Genomic DNA, 20,598 nt, shown 5'->3' on the forward strand with positions numbered 1-20,598 from the left:
ATTAGCATAAACAGTAGGGAATAACAATTAGTACATACATCTTTGTATAGGTGAATACTACTTTAATAAGTTATTACGCCAGTATAATTGAAACCAATGGCCTGCAAGGGCTACGATTATAAACCAATATAATACCGTTTTAGATTTATTTTTTGTTAGCAGATAGCATGTTGAATGCTTGAAGTTTTAGAAGGGCCGTTATGCAAACTTTGCAAAATTGCACCCGTCAACATTAAAACCATGTACTAGAATTATATAACCAATTATAAATTAAACCACAAACTATGCAATTTAAACACTTACTCACATTATGTTTTTTTGCTTTAACCTGCTTGTTCGTCCAGCCAGCGCTGGCCCAGAACAAGGTGATTACAGGTAAAGTGACCGACAAAAAAGACGGATCGCCGTTAATAGGCGTATCTGTGGGTGCGGGTGCCGGCTCTGGCACATTAACAAGCGTTGATGGTACTTTCCGTCTATCAGTACCGGCAGCAACCACAAGCCTTACGCTTACTTACATTGGTTACACAACACTAACCGTTAACTTAAACGGCCAAACTTCTATTAACGCCAGCATGGAATCGGCCAGCACAAACCTTAACGAGGTAGTTGTAATTGGTTACGGTACCCAGCGTGTGCGTGATGCAACGGGTTCGGTATCGTCTTTAGGTCAAAAAGAATTTAACAAGGGTGTTATTGCAACTCCGGATCAATTATTACAAGGCCGTGTCGCCGGTGTACAGGTTACCCCGTCAAGCGGTGAGCCGGGTGCTGGTGCTACAATTAACATTCGTGGTGCGGGTTCTATCCGTTCCGGCGATGGCCCGCTATATGTAGTGGATGGTATCCCTCTGGATAACGGCGGTACATCAGGTGGTTATGGTGTTGGTGCAGGTAATTCATCTGCCCGTAACCCATTATCATTCATCAACCCTAACGATATCGAAAACATCTCTATATTAAAAGATGCATCATCTGCAGCAATTTACGGTTCACGTGGTGCTAACGGTGTTATCTTAATTACTACCCGTAAAGGCCGTAAAGGTCAGGGTATCCAGTTTTCTGCCAATACCAGCGTTGCAAGCACAGCTAAACGTTACGATTTGCTTAGCCGCGACGAATTCCTGGCAGCAGTTGCAGCAGTTGGAGCTAACGCAGGTACAGTCGCTAACGGCGGTGTTGATTACGGCGGTAATACAGATTGGCAAAAAGAGATCTTCCGTACTTCGATCTCTCAAAACTATAACCTGGGCTTTGGCGGTGCAAACGCATCAGGCGGTAGCTACCGTGCATCAGTTGGTTATGACGACCAGCAAGGTGTTGTTAAAAACTCTGGTTTAAAACGTTTAAATGCACGTATCAATGCGGGCCAGTCTTTCTTTGGCGAACGCTTAAGATTTGATTTGCAATCAACTTATTCTAACGTTAGGAACAGGTTTGCGCCTATTACAAATAACGCCGGTTTTAACGGTAGTTTGATTGGTGCTGCAATACAGCTTAACCCTACTGCACCTGTATTTGACGAGCAGGGCCGCTACTTCAACTTAAATGGTTACAATACTGATGGCTATCCTAACGGTAACGGCTTCCGTAACCCGGTGTCATTATTAAATCAAATTGATGACAGAGATAACATCAACCGTTTCTTAAATAACTTATCGATGACCTTGAAGTTGGTTGAAGGCTTATCTTACAAAGGCAACTTTGGCGCCGATATATCTAACGGTTTAAGAAAAACTTTTTACGATCCTAAAGTTATCGGTTATACAGACGCTATCGGTATCAGACAGGTTAACTTCCCTTCACCAACCGGTAATGGTACTGCGATATTATTACACAACCAGTTAAGGAATTACACTACAGAGCATACCTTAAACTATGACAAAAAATGGAGTGACAACAGTTCGTTAACTGCATTGGTAGGTTACTCATACCAAACTTTCAGAAGCTTTAACCGCAACGAATTTGGCTTTGGTACTTCGCAGCCAGGTGTTTTAGTTAAAGATTACAACGATTTCAAAACACACTTGCCTTACCCTGTTGGTGATAGCTCAAGTTACCGCTTACAATCGTACTTTGCACGTGTTAACTACTCTTACAAAGATCGTTACATCTTGACAGGTACTATCCGTCGTGACGGTTCTACCCGTTTTGGTGCCAACAACAAATATGGTAACTTCCCGGCCCTTGCAGCTAAATGGCGTGTAAGCAGCGAAAGCTTTATGCCTAAAGGTGGTTTCTTTGACGACCTGAGCGTACGTTTAAACTACGGTAAAACAGGTAACCAGGAAATCCCTTCTTACGCATCTTTAGATGTAAACCGTCAGTTAACGTTTGATGGTAAATCTGTTGCTTCAGATTATCAGGGTAACCCTGACCTGAAATGGCAAACTAACACCACTTACGGTGCAGGTTTGGATTTCACTATCCTTAAAGGCCGTTTAAGCGGTAGTGTTGATTATTTCAACAAATCAATTAAAGACCTGTTATTCTACCAGGATATCGCACAGCCATCTTTGTCTTCAAGGATCTACAGAAACCTTGATGGTAACGTTATCAACAAAGGTGTTGAGGTTGGTTTAAACTTTGCGGCTGTACAGGGTAAAGATTTCACATGGGATATTGCTTATAACATGACCTTTATCAAAAACACCCTAAGCAACTTTAAAAACTACATCGTTACCGGTAACGTTGACGGACAAGGCCTTTCAGGTGCTTACTCGCAACTGATCACAAATGGTGTACCGTTGTATACCTTTAACTTACCTAACTATTCAGGTTTAGATGCAAACGGTTTTGGTATCTACCCACAAGGTATTGATGCTTTAAGCTTACAAGGCAGCCCTAACCCTAAATTTACTGCAGGTTTAACCAACAACTTCGGTTACAAAAACTGGACGTTGAATTTCTTCCTGAACGCAGCGACAGGTTTCTACGTATATAATAACACTGCTAACGCGTTCTTTTACAAAGGTAACTTAGTGAGCGGCCGTAACGTTACAAGAGACATTGCTGCTACTAACGAAAATCCGCTTAACTCTGGCGAGGTATCAACCCGTTTCTTAGAGAAAGGCGATTTCCTGAGGTTAAGTAACGCAAGCATTGGTTACAACTTCCCTTTACAAGGAAGCACATTTAAATCGTTAAGAGTATCTGTAACAGGCCAGAATTTGTTCCTGATCACCAACTACAGCGGTTTGGATCCGGAGGTTAACACAGATAAACAAAGAAACGATGTGGCATCAAGAGGTATCGATTATACATCTTATCCAAAAGCACGTATATTCACATTAGGGTTAAATGCAAGTTTCTAAAAAAAATATTAGTATGAAAAAAATAGCTACAAGAGCAGTTGTGTGCGGGTTGGTTTTATTAACTGCCGCCGGCTGTGCAAAATTAGACGAGAAGCTTTACGGGTCGCGTTCATTAAAGGACCCTAATGCTGCTGCTGGTTCAGCAGATTTAAATGGTGTTTATTCACAATTATACGGTCAAACAGACCAGGCAAATACCTACGCGTTGCAAGAGCACTCAACAGATGAAATGATGGGCCCGACACGTGGTACTGACTGGGGAGATTTTGGTACATGGCGCAAATTGCACACCCACACCTGGACAGCAACTCATAACCAGGTAAATGATACCTGGGATCAGTTGAATATTGGTGTGTTCCGTGCAACACAGGTATTTAACAGTGCAACAGATCAAAACATTAAAGGCCAGGCCGCTTTTTTACGTGCCTACTTTATGTTCCAGATCATTGACTTATACGGCCAGGCTCCATTCCGTGATCCGGCTGCACCTGTAACTTCTATACCATCGGTAATGAGCCGTACTGAAGGGACTGCTTTTATCATCAAGGATTTGGAGTTTGCCGAAGCTAACCTGCAACAAACATCTGCAAACATTGGTATTGCAAACAAAGCGGCTGCGCAGGCACTATTAGCTAAAGTTTACCTGAACAAGGCAGTTTATACATCAACTGCAGTTGGCGGGCCGTTTACATTTGCCGCAGCTGATATGAACAAGGTTATTGAGTATGCTAACAAGATCACTGCCGCTGGTTACACTATGGAGCCTGCAGGTAAATACTTTCAGGATTTTGCGTGGGATAACTCAACGCAATCGAAAGGTAACATCTTTGGTTTTTACAACACAGCCACAAGCGCACCTGCATCAGCAAAAAACCGCTGGAGAATGGGCTTGCACTACAACCAGACACCAGACGGATGGAACGGCTTTACCACCCTTGCCGATTTCTATAATTCGTTTGAGGCAAGCGATGAGCGCCGTGGTGTTGCTTACCCTGGCCTAACCGATAAAATTGGTTTAAGGGCAGGTTTTGCAGTTGGCCAGCAATTTGGCCCGGGTAACAAAGCGTTAACTCAACGCGGTGGCAAACCACTTATATTTACGCCGGAGGTTAACCTTAACTTCTCTACAGAAGCGCAGGGTATCCGTGTATTCAAATACTTCCCGCAGCCATCTGCCAATAACACTGTTAATGATGACAACTCTGATAACGATTACGTGATCTTACGTTACGCGGATGTTATGTTAGAAAAAGCAGAAGCGATTATGCGTGGCGGTACCGATCCAAACGGCGAAACTGCGGTAGGTATTGTTAACCGCGTACGTACCCCGCGTGGTGCTACAACGATTGCAACTGTTACACCTGCTGTTATGCTTGCAGAACGCGGACGTGAATTGTACTGGGAAGGCTGGAGAAGAAATGACCAGATCCGTTTCGAGAAATTTAACGATCCGGTTGATCAGCGCCCTAACGCATCGGCTAAAACTTTTACAGTTTACCCTATCCCGCAGCGTGCTGTTGACACAAACCCTAACCTGAAACAAAACGCTGGTTATTAATTGAAAACAGTTTCCAATTAGTTATATTTGATTTAAAACGTAGCGAAGAAATTCGCTACGTTTGTTTTTTGTACCCCTGCAATGTTTAAGCGAATACCCCTTTTAATCCTGATTATTGCTATAGCTGCGCTATGCTCTTGTAAAAAAGGCGGTGTAGAAAACCTGCTGTTTTCAATACAGGAGAATGAACAGTTGGGAATAAACTTTATCAACAAACTCAACGACCAGGACAAGACTAACGTATTTACTTTTCGTAACTACTACAATGGCGGCGGCGTTGCTATTGGCGACGTTAATAATGATGGCTTAAACGATATTTACCTGACATCAAACCAGGGCGGTAACCAGTTATACCTTAACAAAGGCCACTGGAAATTTGAGGACATAACTGCTAAGGCGGGAGTAAAAGGCACTAAATACTGGAGTACCGGTGTTACCATGGTTGATATAAACGGAGATGGCTGGCTGGATATTTACGTTTGCCATAGCGGCAACATAATCGACCGCAAGGGTAACGAACTTTTCATCAACCAAAAAAACGGGACCTTTACAGAGGAAGCGGCTAAGTATGGATTGGTAGATAACGGCCTTTCTACCCAGTCGATATTTTTTGACATGGATAACGATGGCGACCTGGATTGCTTTATCCTGAACAATTCCTTCCGCCCGATCGGGTCATTTGATTTCAGCAAAAACCTGCGGGCTATTGATGATAAATTAGGAGGGGCCAGGTTATACCGCAACGACAATAGCCATTTTATAAATATAACCAAGGCTGCTGGCATATACTCCAGCGATATTGGCTTTGGCCTGGGCGTATCCGTATCTGATATTAACGGCGACGGCTATCCGGACCTTTACGTATCTAACGATTTTTTTGAACGCGACTATCTTTATATTAATCAAAAGAACGGCACTTTTAAAGAGGATATTCAACAGGAGACCGGCCATTTGAGCCTCGCCTCAATGGGATCGGACATAGCCGATATTAACAACGACGGCAATTTTGACATTTTTACCACAGAGATGCTGCCCGAAGGGGATAGGCGTTTAAAAACAATGACTTCATTTGAATCATTCGATGTAATTAAACTTAAGCAACACGACGGTTACTTTAACCAGTACATGCAAAATTGCCTGCAGTTAAATAATGGCGACGGCACCTTCTCTGAAGTGGCTTTTAAGGCAGGCGTAAGCGCAACCGACTGGAGTTGGGGCGCACTGTTTTTTGACATGGATAATGACGGATGGAAAGATATTTTTGTATCCAATGGAATATACAAAGATTTGACAGATCAGGATTATATAGAATTTTTAGGCAACCGCGAAAACATGGCAAAAATTGCCGAAAAACGTAAATTTAATTATCGCAGCTTTGAGGATAAAATGGTTTCGACGCCGTTGATCAATTACGCATTCTCCAATAATCACGATCTTACCTTTACCAACAAGGTGAAAGAATATGGGTTAGATCAGTTGTCTTTTAGCAACGGTGCTGCTTATGGAGATTTGGACGGCGATGGCGATAACGATTTGATTGTAAATAATGTGAACTCGCCAATGTTTGTTTACAAAAGCAATGCGGAAAAACTACGTAACAACTTTATTCAACTTAAACTTAAAGGTAATAGCCAAAACACCTTTGGTATTGGCACTACTATAAAAGCTTTTGCAAAGGGGCAGCAATTTGTATTTTATAACCAACCAACACGTGGGTTCGAGAGCAGTGTAGCACCTAACCTTATTACAATGGGTTTAGGCAAAATATCAAAGCTTGATTCTTTGCTCATCATTTGGCCGGGCGGCAAATATCAGCTAACCAAAAACGTGGCGGTTAACAAAGTTTATACTTACAAGATCTCTGATGCCGCGCTTTCTTACAACTTTACTAAACCGGCTGTAAAGCCAATTTTTGTAGCCGCAGAAAAAACCCTTTTCGACTCGGTGCCTAAACATACCGAAGACGGCTTTATTGATTTTGACAACGAGCGTTTGATGCTGCAAATGCTATCCACCGATAACCCGTACATGGCTAAGGGAGATATCAATAAAGACGGGCTTGCCGATTTTTATTTCGGCAGTTCAAAAGATAGCCCGGCATCTATTTATGTGCAGCAACCTGGCGGCAGGTTCAAATTATATCGCCCGAAAGATTTAGAGGCGCAAACCTACCTGGAAAATGCCGGGGCGGTGTTTGGCGATTTTGATGGCGACGGAGATGAAGACCTGATTGTTGGGGTTGGTGGCAATGCCGATGAAGCGGGCACAATTGTTTACTTTCCCCGTTTTTTTGAGAATGATGGTAAAGGTGGCCTGCATCGCAATACACAAAAAGCCATACATGCCCCGGTTAACGCATCGGTAATCACCGCTGTTGATTATGATAAAGATGGCCACCTTGATCTGTTTATCGGCGGTCGCAGTGTCCCGGGCACTTATGGCATATCACCGGAATCTTATGTAATGCATAACGACGGCAAAGGCAATTTTACCGATGTAAGTAAACAGGTGTTAGGCAACAACAAACCGGGGATGGTTACTGCTGCACAATGGGCAGACATTGACGGGAACGGTTACCCCGACCTTGTTATAGCAGGGAACTGGATGGGCATTAAAATCTTTAAAAATAACAAAGGTAAGTTCACTGCTGATAATCAGTTGGATAATTACAAAGGCTGGTGGGGCAGCTTACAGGTTGCTGACATAAATGGCGATGGTAAATTAGATATCCTGGCAGGTAATATCGGCCTAAATTCTAAATTCCATGCAACTGCCAGGGAACCTATGAAGATCTACATTAAGGATTTTGACAATAACGGCACCAAAGAGTGTGTAACACAAATGTACCGTACCGATCATTTGCCTTATGTGTTCCACATGAAGCCGGATTTGGTTGGCCAAATGCCTTTACTAAAAAAGAAATATTTAAAATACACCGACTATGCGGGCAAACCGTTCAATGAGGTGTTTAACAACGAAGCCCTGGAAGGAGCAGAAGTGCACGAAATGAACTATCTTGCTTCGGCAGCGTTTATTAACCAGGGAAATGGCAAATTTGCCGTTACACCCTTCCCATATAATGCCCAGCTATCTAACGTGGGCACTATATTGGTTGATGATATTGATAACAGCGGCATACCGTCAATTATTTTGGGCGGTAACTTTTATGGGTTTAAGCCCGAGCTTGGCCGCCTGGATGCCAGTTACGGGCAGGTTTATCAGTTCACCAAAAGTGGCTTCAAGTATTTCCCGCCGGCTAAAAGCGGCCTGATGCTTAATGGACAGATCCGTTCGTCGCTGGTGATCAAAAATGCACAGGGAACAAAGTATTATTTATTTGGTGTTAATGATGATAAGCTTAAGGCTTATAAACTACGTTAGTACGCATGCTTAAAGCTAATATATACAGATCATTTACATTTTGCTGTTTGCTGATTGTAGCTATTGTCAGCATCCTTAATTCCTGCCAGAAAAAAGCTCCCGGCGACGGCATTTTTAAGCTGCTCCCTGTAGAAAAAAGCCATGTGGATTTCGTGAATAAAAACCCCGAGTCGGATTCTGTCAATATCCTTGATTATCTATACTTCTATAATGGTGCCGGTGTGGCATCTGCCGATTTTAATAACGATGGATTAGAGGACCTGTACTTTGCATCTAACCAGGGGCCAAACAAATTGTACCAGAACAAGGGCAACCTGCAGTTTGAAGATATTACCGCTAAAGCCGGCGTGGCAGGTACCGGTAACTGGAAAACCGGTGTAACTGTAGTTGACATAAACGGCGACGGGCTTAAAGATATCTACGTAAGTGTAGTTGCTAATTTTAAGAATTTTAAAGGGAAGAACCAGTTGTATATCAACAACGGCAACATGACGTTTACCGAATCTGCGGCTAAATGCGGATTGGATTTCGCAGGTTTCTCCACCCAGGCATCTTTTTTTGACTATGACAAAGATGGCGACCTGGATATGTTCCTGCTTACCTCATCGGTACATAGCAATGATACCTACGGCGATTCTACTCAGCGTTTTAAAGTAAGCCACGACGCCGGCGATCACCTTTTTCGTAATGATAACGGCAAATTTGTCGATGCTACCCAAGGATCTGGCATTTACTCTGCTCCGATCGGGTATGGCTTGGGTGTCAGCGTAGGCGACCTCAATAACGATGGCTGGGATGATATTTATGTAAGCAACGACTTTTTTGAACAGGACTATTATTACATCAACCAGCAAAACGGCACTTTTAAAGAAGAAATGAAGAATGCCTTCGGCCATACCAGCCTCTTCTCGATGGGCAATACTTTAAGCGATGTAAATAAGGACGGCCATTTGGATGTGATTAGCACGGATATGCTGCCAGAAGATATCAAGGCCTTAAAATCTACCATCAACGATGAGCCGCTGGATATCTACAACCAGGAAGTGAACGCCGGCTATTATTATCAGTATTCAAAAAATTCGCTTCAACTAAATGTAGGTAACGGTAAAAAGTTTGTGGATGTAGCGCTTTATTCGGGCATGTCTGCTACCGATTGGACATGGTCGCCATTGGTGCAGGATTTTGACATGGACGGCCGTAAGGATATGTTTTTTTCGAACGGGATAAAAAAGCGGTTAAACGATATGGATTACCTGAAATACCTGGGCGACCCTAACGTTATAAAAGATTTCAAAACCAGCCGTTTCTTCGACAGGGAAAAGATTAACCTGATGCCTAACGGCGAAGTACATAACTATCTGTATCATGGTGCCGACGAGTTGAAGTTCAATGATATCTCTACCGGTAACGATATGGAAAAACCTTCCATTTCGGCAGGATCTGTAGCTGTTGATCTGGATAATGACGGCGACCTGGAACTGGTGACCAACAACATGGATGAACACGCCTATATCTACCAGAATATGACCATGGAGAATAGCGGCGACAAAAAGCCGTCATTTTTAAAACTAAGTGTTAGATACACCAAATCAAATCCGGACGGAATCGGGGCAAAACTTTTTATGCGGTCGCAAAAACAGGTAGATCACCAGGAGATCCAAACCAGCACGGCCTATGAGAGCACCCAGGGAAATAACCTGCAGTTTACGTTTTTGCCGGGCGATAAGCCGGTAGAAATTATGGTGCTTTGGCCCGACAATTCTTACCAGGTCATCAAAAACTTCAACCTGAATAAAAAGACGGTAATCACTTACAATAAAGCGCAAACGCAAACAGCAACAGATGTGGCGGGGCTTGTTGCCGGATACATCGAACCAGATAAACAGTTTACAAGTGTTGCCGTAAATGCTAAAACATTAGCCACGGTATCAACTTTTGAAACGCCCGACTTTAATTACTACAACCTGCTGCCGCATGCTTATTTGCCGCATACCGCTGCCGTAGCAGTGGCGGATGCTAATAATGACGGGATGGATGATATTTATGTCGGCGGGATTGCAGGCGAGGAAAAGTACATTCTTGCCGGTTCAAAAAGCGGGGCCTTTACAAAGGTAACCGTTAAAGGGTTCGACGCTTATAAAGACCATGGGGATACCGGGGCGCAATGGGCCGATGTAAACGGCGACGGTTTGCAGGACCTGATTGTACTGAGCGCTAACCACCCTTTTCTGGATGCAAATAAACGCGCCCCATCGCGGCTGTACATTAACAAAGGCAATTTTCAGTTTCAGTATAAACCGTTGCCGGCAGTGGCGGATATGGTTTCGAAAATATTTTTGTATGATTTTGACGGTGATGGCTTAAAGGACATTTTCCTGGCAAGCAGTGTATCCTTCACTAATTATACCGCTCCTGCGGCATCAGTTGTGCTGTTGAACAAACGCGATTGTAATTTTGCAGTTGCGCCTAAAGCGCAGTTCGCGGCGATAACCGGTATTCAATTTGTTTCACAGATCTCGGCAGCTGATATCGATCATAATGGTAAGGATGATCTGGTGATTGCTGCGGAGTGGCAACCTATCCAAATCTTCCTCAACAAAAACAATAAACTGGTCAAATTTTCAACCCCTTTATTAGATGATGCCAAAGGTTGGTGGCAGTCTGCCGCCATTGCCGATGTAGACGGAGACGGCAAAGCTGATTTGATTGGTGGTAATTGGGGCGAGAACAATAAGTATAACGTTACAGGTAAACAACCGCTTTATGGTTATAACGATGACATGGATAACGACGGTAAAAATGACCTGATACTGTCTTATTTTTATAAAGGGAACTATTACCCGTTCCGCCCTAAGAATGACCTGGAGCAGGAACTGCCTTATTTAAAGAAAGAGTTTTTGAGTTTTCAGAAAATGGCTGATAAAACAACTGACGAGATCTTTAAAGACAAATTGTCGGATAACGGCCGCCTGATTGCTAACCAATTTAGCAGTATTTACATTAGCGATGTGCTGAACGCTAAAGCGGTTACTGAATTGCCTTATTTGTATCAACAGGCACCTATCCGTTCAATTATGTCCCTTAACAACGGCCAAGGTGATCTATTATTAAACGGCAACTTTTGGGGCGTTGTACCTTACGAAGGCAAGTATGATGCTTTAGGTTTGGTTACCATGCATTACGACAAACGTACCAAACAGATGTCGGTGCCGCAGTATTGGCTAAACCCAATGCTTAACTCGCAAGAGATAAATGGTTTACAAGCTATAAAAACTGCCGGTGGCACCGGTTACGTTGCCACAACTTATGATGGTAAGTTAGTATTGATCACCAGGTAAGCTATTAAAAGATCGGGTAGTAAATGGTGGTTACCCACTTGGCAGTGTCTTTCTCTGCCAACCGATTAGTGATCAGTGATTCAAACGGCATTGCAGGGGATGTGAGCACGTGGTCTTTCTGATACAGTTTTAGTTGCGTAAATGCATTGGCAATAGTTTGCCGGCCACCGGTAACCTGGGTTTGCAATAAATTGGCGCCAACTACCATTTCATTTATCTTGGTATTAACATCGGCAGCAAAATTCTTGTTAACGGGTAATGCTACCATAACACTAAATGCCCGGTCGTCGGTTTGGTTAACGTTTAATATAGGGTTGCCGGTTGTTTTTGCGCCTTTTGCTGTAACCTGTTTTTGAAGATCGTTCAGTAATTTATAAACCGTTTCTGTAGCCGGGTAAGCAGTTGTATTTATTGAGGTGGTTAGATAGTAGTGCTGCGTTACCTTTTTAATTGCAACTTTTAATCCATACACATTTTCATCAATCTGCATGAATTTTTTGAAGGTAGCAAGTACCTCTGCCATATCAGTCTGAATCGCTTTGATCTTGGTATACTGCGCTATCCGGGTAAACGGGTTCGTGCTGCTGAGTTGGGTAGCTGTCCAAGCAACATCCGTTTCGCCCTCGCCGGTTGCAAGATAGTTTATTTTGCTGCTGAGGGTATCGTTGCCTTTTTTAATCTTTATCTGTATGTCACCGTTTGAGCTTTTCAGAAGGCTGTACTTAACGTTTTTGTAGCTGTAGTTGATGCTGTCGTTAGCGGTTTTTTCGCCGGGCCACCATTTTTTCCATGATGATTTTAGTACCACAAATTTGGCAACGTTACGGTCGGTAGCGTCTATATGCACAACGCTTTCTGCTGAAATATTCTGAGGAATGATAAAGTAAATACTAATAAAGGCAAGCAACAATAGGCCGATAACTAACAGGGCGGGTTTTTTCATAACAATAGTAGAGTAGCCGGAAAAGCAATTGGTTGGATAGCTTTTCCGCTGCAAAAGTAATTAATTAAGGCAGTTAAAATCAAACAGTTTTTATACCGGCCAATTTGTTAAAAAACGCTATATTAGCTTCAAACAAAGGGAAATCGCCATTTTGCATTTTACCACCTGGTAAATATTTTCCTTTAACCAATTAATTGCTATGAACCGTTTCCTGTATTTAATTGCGGGTATATTGCTGCTATTTGCCTCCTGTAAAAAAGCTGATTACCAAAAGGTCACAGATGATCCTGAACTGTACCGTGTTACCGTAAAAAAGCTTAATGATATCGTACTTGAAAATAATTTTCCTCCTGTTATTGCATCACGTAATTATGCTTACGCAAATGTTGCCGCTTACGAGGTAATCGCAGCCGGCAACCCTAAGCATTTTCGCTCATTAGCCGGGCAGATCAAACACCTCAGCCCAACACCAAAGCCTGCTAAGGATCAGGAAATTGATTTTCCGTTTGCATCGTTATTAGCGTTTTGCAGCGTAGGTAACACAGTAACGTTTCCGGAAGGCAGTATGTCGGTTTACATTGATGATCTGAAGCAGAAGGCAAAAGATGCCGGTATGCCGTCGGCTGTTTTTGACAATACTGTTGCTTACGCAGACTCTGTTGCCAAACACATCATGATGTGGAGCAAAGCCGATAATTATGCCCAAACCCGTAGTGCCAGCAAATACACCGTTAACCGTAAGGATGGCCGCTGGATCCCGACGCCGCCTATGTATGCCCAGGCGCTTGAGCCGCACTGGGGCGAGATCCGCCCGATGGTGCTCGATTCGGCATCGCAGATCCCTGCACCCGAGGCTCCGCCGTATAACATGACCGACAAGAATGGTACATTCTACAAAGCGGTGATGGAGGTAAAGGCCCTGGGCGATAGCTTAAATAAAGAACAACGCCACATGGCCGATTTTTGGGACGACAACGCATTCAAGCTGAATGTTATCGGGCATGCATCATTCGCTACTAAAAAATTCTCGCCAGGCGGCCACTGGATGAACATTGCAGGCGAGGGTTCAAGGATTGCCAAGGCCGATTTCGGTACTACCGTAGCCGCATATACCGAAACCTCCATTGCACTATTTGATGCCTTTATAAACTGCTGGTACGTTAAATACAAAGCCAACAGCGTAAGGCCCGAAACGGTGATCACTAAGTTGATAGACCCCGACTGGCGGCCATATATCCAAACACCACCATTCCCGGAATATATTAGTGGCCATGCGGTTATTTCGGCCGCAGCTGCAGAGGTACTCACCCATGATTTTGGAGATAACGTAGCCTACACCGATTCGTCCGAATCTGAATTCGGGATAGAGCCGCGTAAGTTTCCGTCCTTCCGAGCAGCAGCACAAGAGGCGGCCTTATCGCGTGTTTATGGCGGTATCCACTATAAAAACGCCTGTATTGTAGGCAGCATGAATGGCCGCCGTATCGGGCAGTTGATAAATCAGAGATTACAATTAAAGATCAAATAGAAAGACTTTTAAGATGAAGAGAATATTTACGCTGGCAGCGTTGTCGTTACTTGGTTCGCTGCAGCTGCGGGCGCAAACGGTTAGCCCATGGGTGATCAAGGCAGACAAGATAGACCCATCCAACTACTACGGCATTACCGCTGCTAACGGGATGATTGGCATCGTATCGTCGCCCGAGCCGTTCAAGGTAAAAAACGTAGTGCTTGCGGGTGCGTACGACCTTTATGGCCGTGGCCGGGTGAGCAATTTTTTGAACAGCTTCAACCTCCTGAATATGTACCTGGAAGTTGATGGCAGGCGCCTTGATGCAAAAATGGTAAGCAACATGCGCCAGGAACTGGATATGCACCACGCCGCGTTTACCACAACGTTCGACTATGCGGATAAAGCCACTATCAGCTACACTTACTACTCGTTGCGCCAGCTGCCGTTTACCGTTTTAATGGATGTAGCCGTAACGGCCAAAAAGCCCGTCAATATTACTGCGGCCAGTGTTATGGAAGCGCCCGACGCATTGAAGCAGGTAGAAAACTATTACAACGAGATAGACAGGCCGCACGTTACCATCAGTTTGCTTACATCTACAGCTAAAAGCCCAACGGGCAAGCTGCAGCTTTGTGCATCTACCTCGTTTCTATTCAACGAGGAGCATGGTAAAGAACCGCGCGTAATTCACGAGATGTGGGATAACAATATGCACCTGATGAAATTCAGCCGTGCTGTTGCCGCTGGCGAAACTTATAAGTACGGCGTAACCGGGTCATCTATCACTTCTGCACACCATGCCGATCCGCTCAATGAAGCTGAACGTTTAACCATTTTTGCAAAGCTGGAGGGCCGCGACAGGTTGATCCAATTTCATAACAAGGCCTGGGATGAACTTTGGAAAAGCGACATCCAGATCGAAGGCGATGCGCAGGCACAGCAGGATGTGCACAGTATGTTGTATCACTTGTACTCGTTCTCGCGTGAGGGTACGGCTTTGTCACCATCGCCGATGGGGCTGTCTGGCCTGGGTTATAACGGCCACGTGTTTTGGGATACCGACTTATGGATGTATCCTGCTATGCTGGTGCTGCACCCGGAGATAGCACGGTCAATGGTAGAGTATCGTTTTGAAAGATTGGAAAATGCGCGAAAGAATGCCTTCTCGCACGGATATAAAGGGGCAATGTTTCCCTGGGAGAGTGCTGATAGCGGGGTAGAGGAAACGCCTGTTTGGGCACTAAGTGGCCCCTTTGAGCACCACATTACTGCCGATGTGGCCAATGCGGCATGGAGCTATTATTGCGTAACACAGGATAAGCAGTGGCTGCGTGAACGTGGCTGGCCTTTGCTGCAGGCAACTGCCGATTTTTGGAGCAGCAGGGTAGAACGTAACGGCCCCGGCCACTATGATATCAAAAACGTAGTTGCGGCCGATGAGTGGGCCGAAAATATTGATAACAATGCCTTTACTAACGCCGCCGCGCAGGTTAATCTGCGCAACGCAACCGCTGCCGCCAAAATATTAGGTATGACGGCCAATCCCGATTGGGAGCACGTAGCGCAAAATATCCCTATCCTAAAAATAAGCAATGGGGTAACCAGCGAGTTTGCCACTTATAAAGGCGAAGGCATAAAACAGGCTGATGTGAATTTACTGGCCTATCCGTTGAAAACGATTACCGATCCTGCACAGATCAAAAAAGACCTGGAGTATTATGAAACCCGCGTACCAAACGAAGGCACCCCTGCCATGACGCAGGGTGTTTTTGCCCTGTTGTATGCGCGGCTTGGTAATGGCGAAAAGGCTTATCATTGGTTTAAAGATGCTTACGAACCCAACCTGAACCCGCCGTTCCGGGTAATTGCAGAAACTAAGGGTGGCACCAACCCATATTTTGCGACGGGTGCAGGTGGCATTATTCAGGCTATGCTGATGGGCTTCGGGGGACTGGATATCACCCCTACCGGCATAACCCAGATCAAAAGCAAACTGCCTGCTAACTGGAAATCTTTAAAGATAACGGGGGTTGGGGTAAACAAAGCCACTTATACGGTGAAGTAAGCTATACCATAAAGTAGTTATAGAGAGACGCTAAGTATAGCGTCTCTTTTTGTTTGTACCGCTAACAAATTGCCTTTAGTGGAGTTATTTAATCATGAGTATTTCCAAAACGATCAAAGATCTTTCTGCTATTGACACCGACCGTGTTATTGAAATGGCATGGGAGGACCGTACACCTTTCGATGCGATAAAAAGTCAGTTTGGACTTACCGAGCAAAATGTGATCGACCTGATGCGCAGGCAAATGAAGCTTTCGAGTTTTAAGATGTGGCGGGCAAGGGTACAGGGAAGGCAAACCAAACATTCCAAACTGCAAGTTGATGGTACTAACCGTTTCAAATGTAACCTGCAACGGCAAATAACGCTCAATAAGATCAGCAAGCGCTAATGAAATCCGATTTCAATAGCTTTAAAAAAAGTGAACAACTATTAACAAAGGTTTACACTTTTTCTGAAAATTCCTATCATTTAATTGATAATCAATATGTTATGAAAAATCTGGGTTAACATAAAATCGGTTTAAAAAGCAGCTTGGTCTTACATCGATTATGGGTTTACTCACACTGGTTTTTATTCACCTTGCTTGTCAAACTGGTACTTGTTCATCAGCTTCAGCAACACTCCGTTTGTCCACCCAAAGCCATCCTGTAGTGGGTACTCACCCCCGCCAGCGGTAAGGCTGGTATCTACCACGTTATATTTTTCCAAAAGCTTACCGGTTTGTTTAAACACACGGATATTTAACTGCATCCAACGGGTGGCAATATTTTTAGCCAGGTCGTGCTGATTATAATTTTCTAATCCATCTATAGCCATGTATTGCAACGGCGCCCAACCGTTTGGTGCATCCCATTGCTGGCCGCTAAAATTAAGTGTGGTTACCAGCCCGCCCGGTTTCAAGAAATTCGCTTTCAATCCATTGGCTATTTTTTGTGCCTGAACAGGCGATGCGATCTTAAACTCCAGCGGAAATACAGCTGCCAGGGTTGGAATAGCAGATAATTTTTTTGTGGTCCAGTTATAATCCTGAAACCAGCCGTTCTTTTCATCCCAAAAGAATTTCAGAATAGCTTTCTTGCGCGCCCGGGCCTTTAGTTCGTAAATTTTGGCTTGTGCAAGGTTGCCCTTAGCCTGGTAACTGCGAGCGATGGTCATTTCCAGATTATACATTAAGCAATTTAGGTCTACCGGTACCAGGTTGGTGGTTTGGATGGTAGCCAGTTTGCCGGACGCATCAAACCAGCGGCTGCTAAAGTCCCAGCCCGAAGCCGCTGCTGCCCGGATATGATGATAAAACACCGGCAATTGCTGTTTGGTGGTTTTAGCGGCATCCACATCTTTAATGTATGATTCTTCGCGCGGCTGGTCGCTTTCGTCCCAGTAGCGGTTAAGCAGGGTACCATCGGCCATGCGTACCGTACGGTGCGCAGCTCTGTTTAAACCTAATGTATTGCTGCCCTGCATCCAGTAATTATATTCTTTTATCAATTGCGGCTGATATTTAACCAGGATCTGATCGCCTTCGCTTTTAGCCAGCAAACCTACCATCAGCGAGAAGAACGGCGGCTGTGACCGGGTTAAGTAATAAGCCCTGTTTCCGTTTGGGATAAAACCGTAGGTATCTATCAGATAAGCAAAATTGTCTATCATGTTATTGATCACCTTAAACTGCTTGCTTTCCTGCAGGCCCAGCATGGTGAAATAGCTGTCCCAGTAGTAAATCTCGCGGAAGCGGCCACCAGGTACAATGTACGGGTTAGGCAAAGCTGCTAATGACGATAGCTTTGTAGCTGCATCCGGCTTGCGCTGCAGCACCTGCCATAAAGTATCGATATGTTTGCGGATACCTTCATCAACATTGGTGGTAAATGCATGGGTAACACCTGCAGGAACAGTAAAGTTAGCCAATACAAACTCTTTTAAGTCGAACCCGGTTTTGCCCAGCTGTTCGTTATAAGCCTTCATGATCAGGTTGGGGGCGTACTTGGGTGTACAATCTACAAAGGTTTTGTTATCCGGAAAGATATCTGACGATTGCACAGCCTCAAACAAACCGGGGAATTGTTGCCTTGGGGTTTGCTGTTGTGCCGCGGCCCAAAAGCTGATAAACAAACAAATCGCTAAAAGGAAATTCTTTTTCATGAGAGCCTTAATTTATTAAAGTAAAAGAGCGGTTCTGAATGCTAAATTTACTTAAAAGCAGGCTATTTGCAAGCTGTATGCAAGTTATAAATGATTACCACTGGCGCGTGTGGTCGCGCTTTAGAAAGTACTTGGTCAGGCGGAAAATAATGTAAACTATAAAGGGGGCTGCCAACACATCGATTGTATAATGGATATGCTGAATTAGCAATAAAACCATTACTGCTAAGGTGGCAATAGCTCCAATGATTTTATCAGATTTTTTTTCAAGGCAAAGGCATATCAATACCATAGTGGCAGTATGGCCCGAGAAAAACAGGTCTTTGGTTACAACGGTGTTGCCATAAAATACGCCGGTAATCGGGTCTACAAGTTCAACCAGCCCGATAGGCGGGTTAAGGGAAACGATGCTGATGGTGATGATCCGTGCAATGCTGATAAAGATCAGCGTCCAAACATAATGTATATAAATTTCGGGCTTGTAAAGGGCGCGATAGAAGACAAGCCCTGCCATCCCCCAAATGCAGGCGAAAATAGCAATTGATACGTTATGCGGAATCAAATAAGCTAATACAAGATCGTTAAGTACAACGCCCTCACGTTTCTGTATCTGGTTAAAAAACAATGGCAATGCCGATAAAATAACCGCAACGATAAACGAACCTGAAAGTATCTTATACCGGGTGTAATGTGTTTGCAGGGCAGCTGTCCATACCTGCCTTATCGTAGGGGTGTTATTTTGAGGCACTATCAAATATTAGTTTGGAGCGCAAATTTAATAAAACCGTCAATATTAAGCACAGGTTAGGTAAACATTGAAGTACTGTTAACAGTGTTGCGGATAATATTACATTGCTATGTGTAAGATGCAAGGCAGGTGCCGCTTGTTACAGTCTTTAACATAGAACCTAAATCATTATAAATAATTTAATAATAAAAGCTTTTGTTTAAAAATTTATAAGTGTTATCTTAAGGCATTGCAAATTTTATAATTTACCCACCATTGGAAACGCCCGACAACAAGCAACTTAAAAAGGTTTTACGGCCGGTGCACCTTTGGGCCATTGCCGTCGGGCTGGTTATCTCCGGCGAATATTTTGGGTGGAACTTTGGCTGGGCAGTATCAGGCACTGTGGGATTTTTAATTGCTACACTGCTTGTAACGGTAATGTATGTAGCCTTTATTTTTAGCTATACCGAACTTACCGCGGCTATACCTCACGCAGGCGGGGCCTTTGCGTATGCCTACCGCGCTATGGGGCCGTTTGGCGGCCTAATTGCGGGATATGCCACACTGGTAGATTTCTTATTTGCTACGCCCGCCATTGCTTTTGCCCTGGGCAGTTACCTGCATTTTTTATACCCTGTGGTTGATGTTTTCTGGTCGGCAGTTGCTTTCAATATTGTATTTATCTTATTAAATATCTGGGGGGTGAAGGAGTCGGCAGGGTTCTCTGTCTTCATTACCATTTTAGCAGTAGCGGAGTTGCTGCTGTTTATGGGCGTGGTAGGGCCGCATTTTAAAATGGCAAACTTTATGACCAACCCTATGCCATTTGGCTGGGCAGGCGTTTTTGCTGCCTTACCGTTTGCCGTTTGGTTTTACCTGGCTATAGAGGGCGTTGCCATGGTGGCCGAGGAAGTGAAAGACCCTAAACGGAACATTCCCCGCGGGTACTTATCGGCGTTAGCTACTCTGGTATTTTTGGCGCTTGGCGTGATGATTTTTGCCGGCGGTATCACCGACTGGCACAAGCTAAGCGCACTGGATTACCCGCTGCCCGAAGCCATAGGCATTGCATTAGGCAAAACCAGCGGATTAACGCAGCTATTTGCCAGTATAGGTTTGTTTGGGTTAATTGCATCGTTTCATGGTACTATACTGGCGTCATCCCGCCAGGTATTTGCAATGGCCCGCAGCGGCTTTCTGCCCGGGCCGCTCGCTGTGGTTAACCACCAGTTCAAAACGCCGCATTGGGCCATAGTGGCCGGTGGGCTTGTTAGTTTTATAGCACTCTATACCGGCACCACCAGCCAGATCATCATTTTATCGGTAATGGGGGCGGTGGTAATGTATATGATGAGCATGGTAAGCCTTTTTGTACTGCGCCGCCGCGAGCCACTATTAGAGCGGCCCTTCAGAGCCTTTTTCTATCCGGTTTTCCCGGCAATTGCCTTGCTGCTATCGGCTGTTTGCATGGTTGCCATTATGTACTATAATTTTAAGATCAGCCTTTTATTTTTTGGCGGACTGGCGCTTTGCCTGCTTGTGTTTATGCTGATGGGCATACATAAAAAGCCTGTTTTGGATGATGAACTGATGAATGCACCACAACCCGTTTAA

At 44.3% G+C, this 20,598-nt stretch carries 11 protein-coding genes; 8 read left to right on the forward strand and 3 right to left on the reverse strand.

Translation table 11 applies throughout. The annotated features are described in order from the left end of the window. The first annotated feature begins 332 nt into the window (after positions 1–332). The 4 genes from ACE5CV_RS11420 to ACE5CV_RS11435 all read left to right on the forward strand — a co-directional run bounded on the left by ACE5CV_RS11420 (position 333) and on the right by ACE5CV_RS11435 (position 11,591). Positions 333–3,314 (forward strand): SusC/RagA family TonB-linked outer membrane protein, encoded by a 2,982-nt coding sequence (locus ACE5CV_RS11420; RefSeq protein WP_374950304.1) that lies wholly within the window; start codon positions 333–335, stop codon positions 3,312–3,314. A gap of 13 nt (positions 3,315–3,327) precedes the next feature. Next, positions 3,328–4,872, forward strand: a complete 1,545-nt coding sequence (locus tag ACE5CV_RS11425) for a RagB/SusD family nutrient uptake outer membrane protein (RefSeq protein WP_374950305.1) — start codon at positions 3,328–3,330, stop codon at positions 4,870–4,872. 81 nt (positions 4,873–4,953) lie between these two features. Then, positions 4,954–8,253: a VCBS repeat-containing protein gene (locus ACE5CV_RS11430; protein ID WP_374950306.1), complete on the forward strand. Its 3,300-nt coding sequence runs from the start codon at positions 4,954–4,956 to the stop codon at positions 8,251–8,253. Between the two features lie 47 nt (positions 8,254–8,300). Further along, positions 8,301–11,591 (forward strand): FG-GAP repeat domain-containing protein, encoded by a 3,291-nt coding sequence (locus ACE5CV_RS11435; protein WP_374950307.1) that lies wholly within the window; start codon positions 8,301–8,303, stop codon positions 11,589–11,591. A gap of 4 nt (positions 11,592–11,595) precedes the next feature. On the opposite strand, the gene ACE5CV_RS11440 is transcribed toward ACE5CV_RS11435, so the two are convergent. Then, complete coding sequence (locus tag ACE5CV_RS11440) at positions 11,596–12,534, reverse strand: hypothetical protein (protein WP_374950308.1); 939 nt, start codon at positions 12,532–12,534, stop codon at positions 11,596–11,598. Between the two features lie 199 nt (positions 12,535–12,733). Here ACE5CV_RS11440 and ACE5CV_RS11445 point away from each other — a divergent pair, with 199 nt between their 5' ends. The 3 genes from ACE5CV_RS11445 to ACE5CV_RS11455 all read left to right on the forward strand — a co-directional run bounded on the left by ACE5CV_RS11445 (position 12,734) and on the right by ACE5CV_RS11455 (position 16,500). After that, positions 12,734–14,062, forward strand: coding sequence for a vanadium-dependent haloperoxidase (locus tag ACE5CV_RS11445; RefSeq protein WP_374950309.1), 1,329 nt, complete (start codon positions 12,734–12,736; stop codon positions 14,060–14,062). 13 nt (positions 14,063–14,075) lie between these two features. Next, complete coding sequence (locus ACE5CV_RS11450) at positions 14,076–16,112, forward strand: glycoside hydrolase family 65 protein (protein ID WP_374950310.1); 2,037 nt, start codon at positions 14,076–14,078, stop codon at positions 16,110–16,112. 94 nt (positions 16,113–16,206) lie between these two features. Next, positions 16,207–16,500, forward strand: coding sequence for a TIGR03643 family protein (locus ACE5CV_RS11455; protein WP_374950311.1), 294 nt, complete (start codon positions 16,207–16,209; stop codon positions 16,498–16,500). A gap of 182 nt (positions 16,501–16,682) precedes the next feature. On the opposite strand, the gene treA is transcribed toward ACE5CV_RS11455, so the two are convergent. After that, positions 16,683–18,254 carry an alpha,alpha-trehalase TreA gene (gene treA / locus ACE5CV_RS11460; RefSeq protein ID WP_374950312.1) on the reverse strand — a complete coding sequence of 524 codons (1,572 nt, stop codon included), beginning with the start codon at positions 18,252–18,254 and terminating at the stop codon, positions 16,683–16,685. A 94-nt stretch (positions 18,255–18,348) separates the two neighbouring features. Continuing rightward, on the reverse strand, positions 18,349–19,002 hold the full coding sequence (locus tag ACE5CV_RS11465) for a phosphatase PAP2-related protein (protein ID WP_374950313.1): 654 nt from the start codon (positions 19,000–19,002) through the stop codon (positions 18,349–18,351). Positions 19,003–19,257: 255 nt separating this feature from the next. Between ACE5CV_RS11465 and eat the strand changes: the two genes are divergently transcribed. Then, on the forward strand, positions 19,258–20,598 hold the full coding sequence (gene eat, locus ACE5CV_RS11470) for an ethanolamine permease (RefSeq protein ID WP_374950314.1): 1,341 nt from the start codon (positions 19,258–19,260) through the stop codon (positions 20,596–20,598).

Source organism: Mucilaginibacter sp. (genome assembly GCF_964263795.1).
GTDB lineage: Bacteria > Bacteroidota > Bacteroidia > Sphingobacteriales > Sphingobacteriaceae > Mucilaginibacter.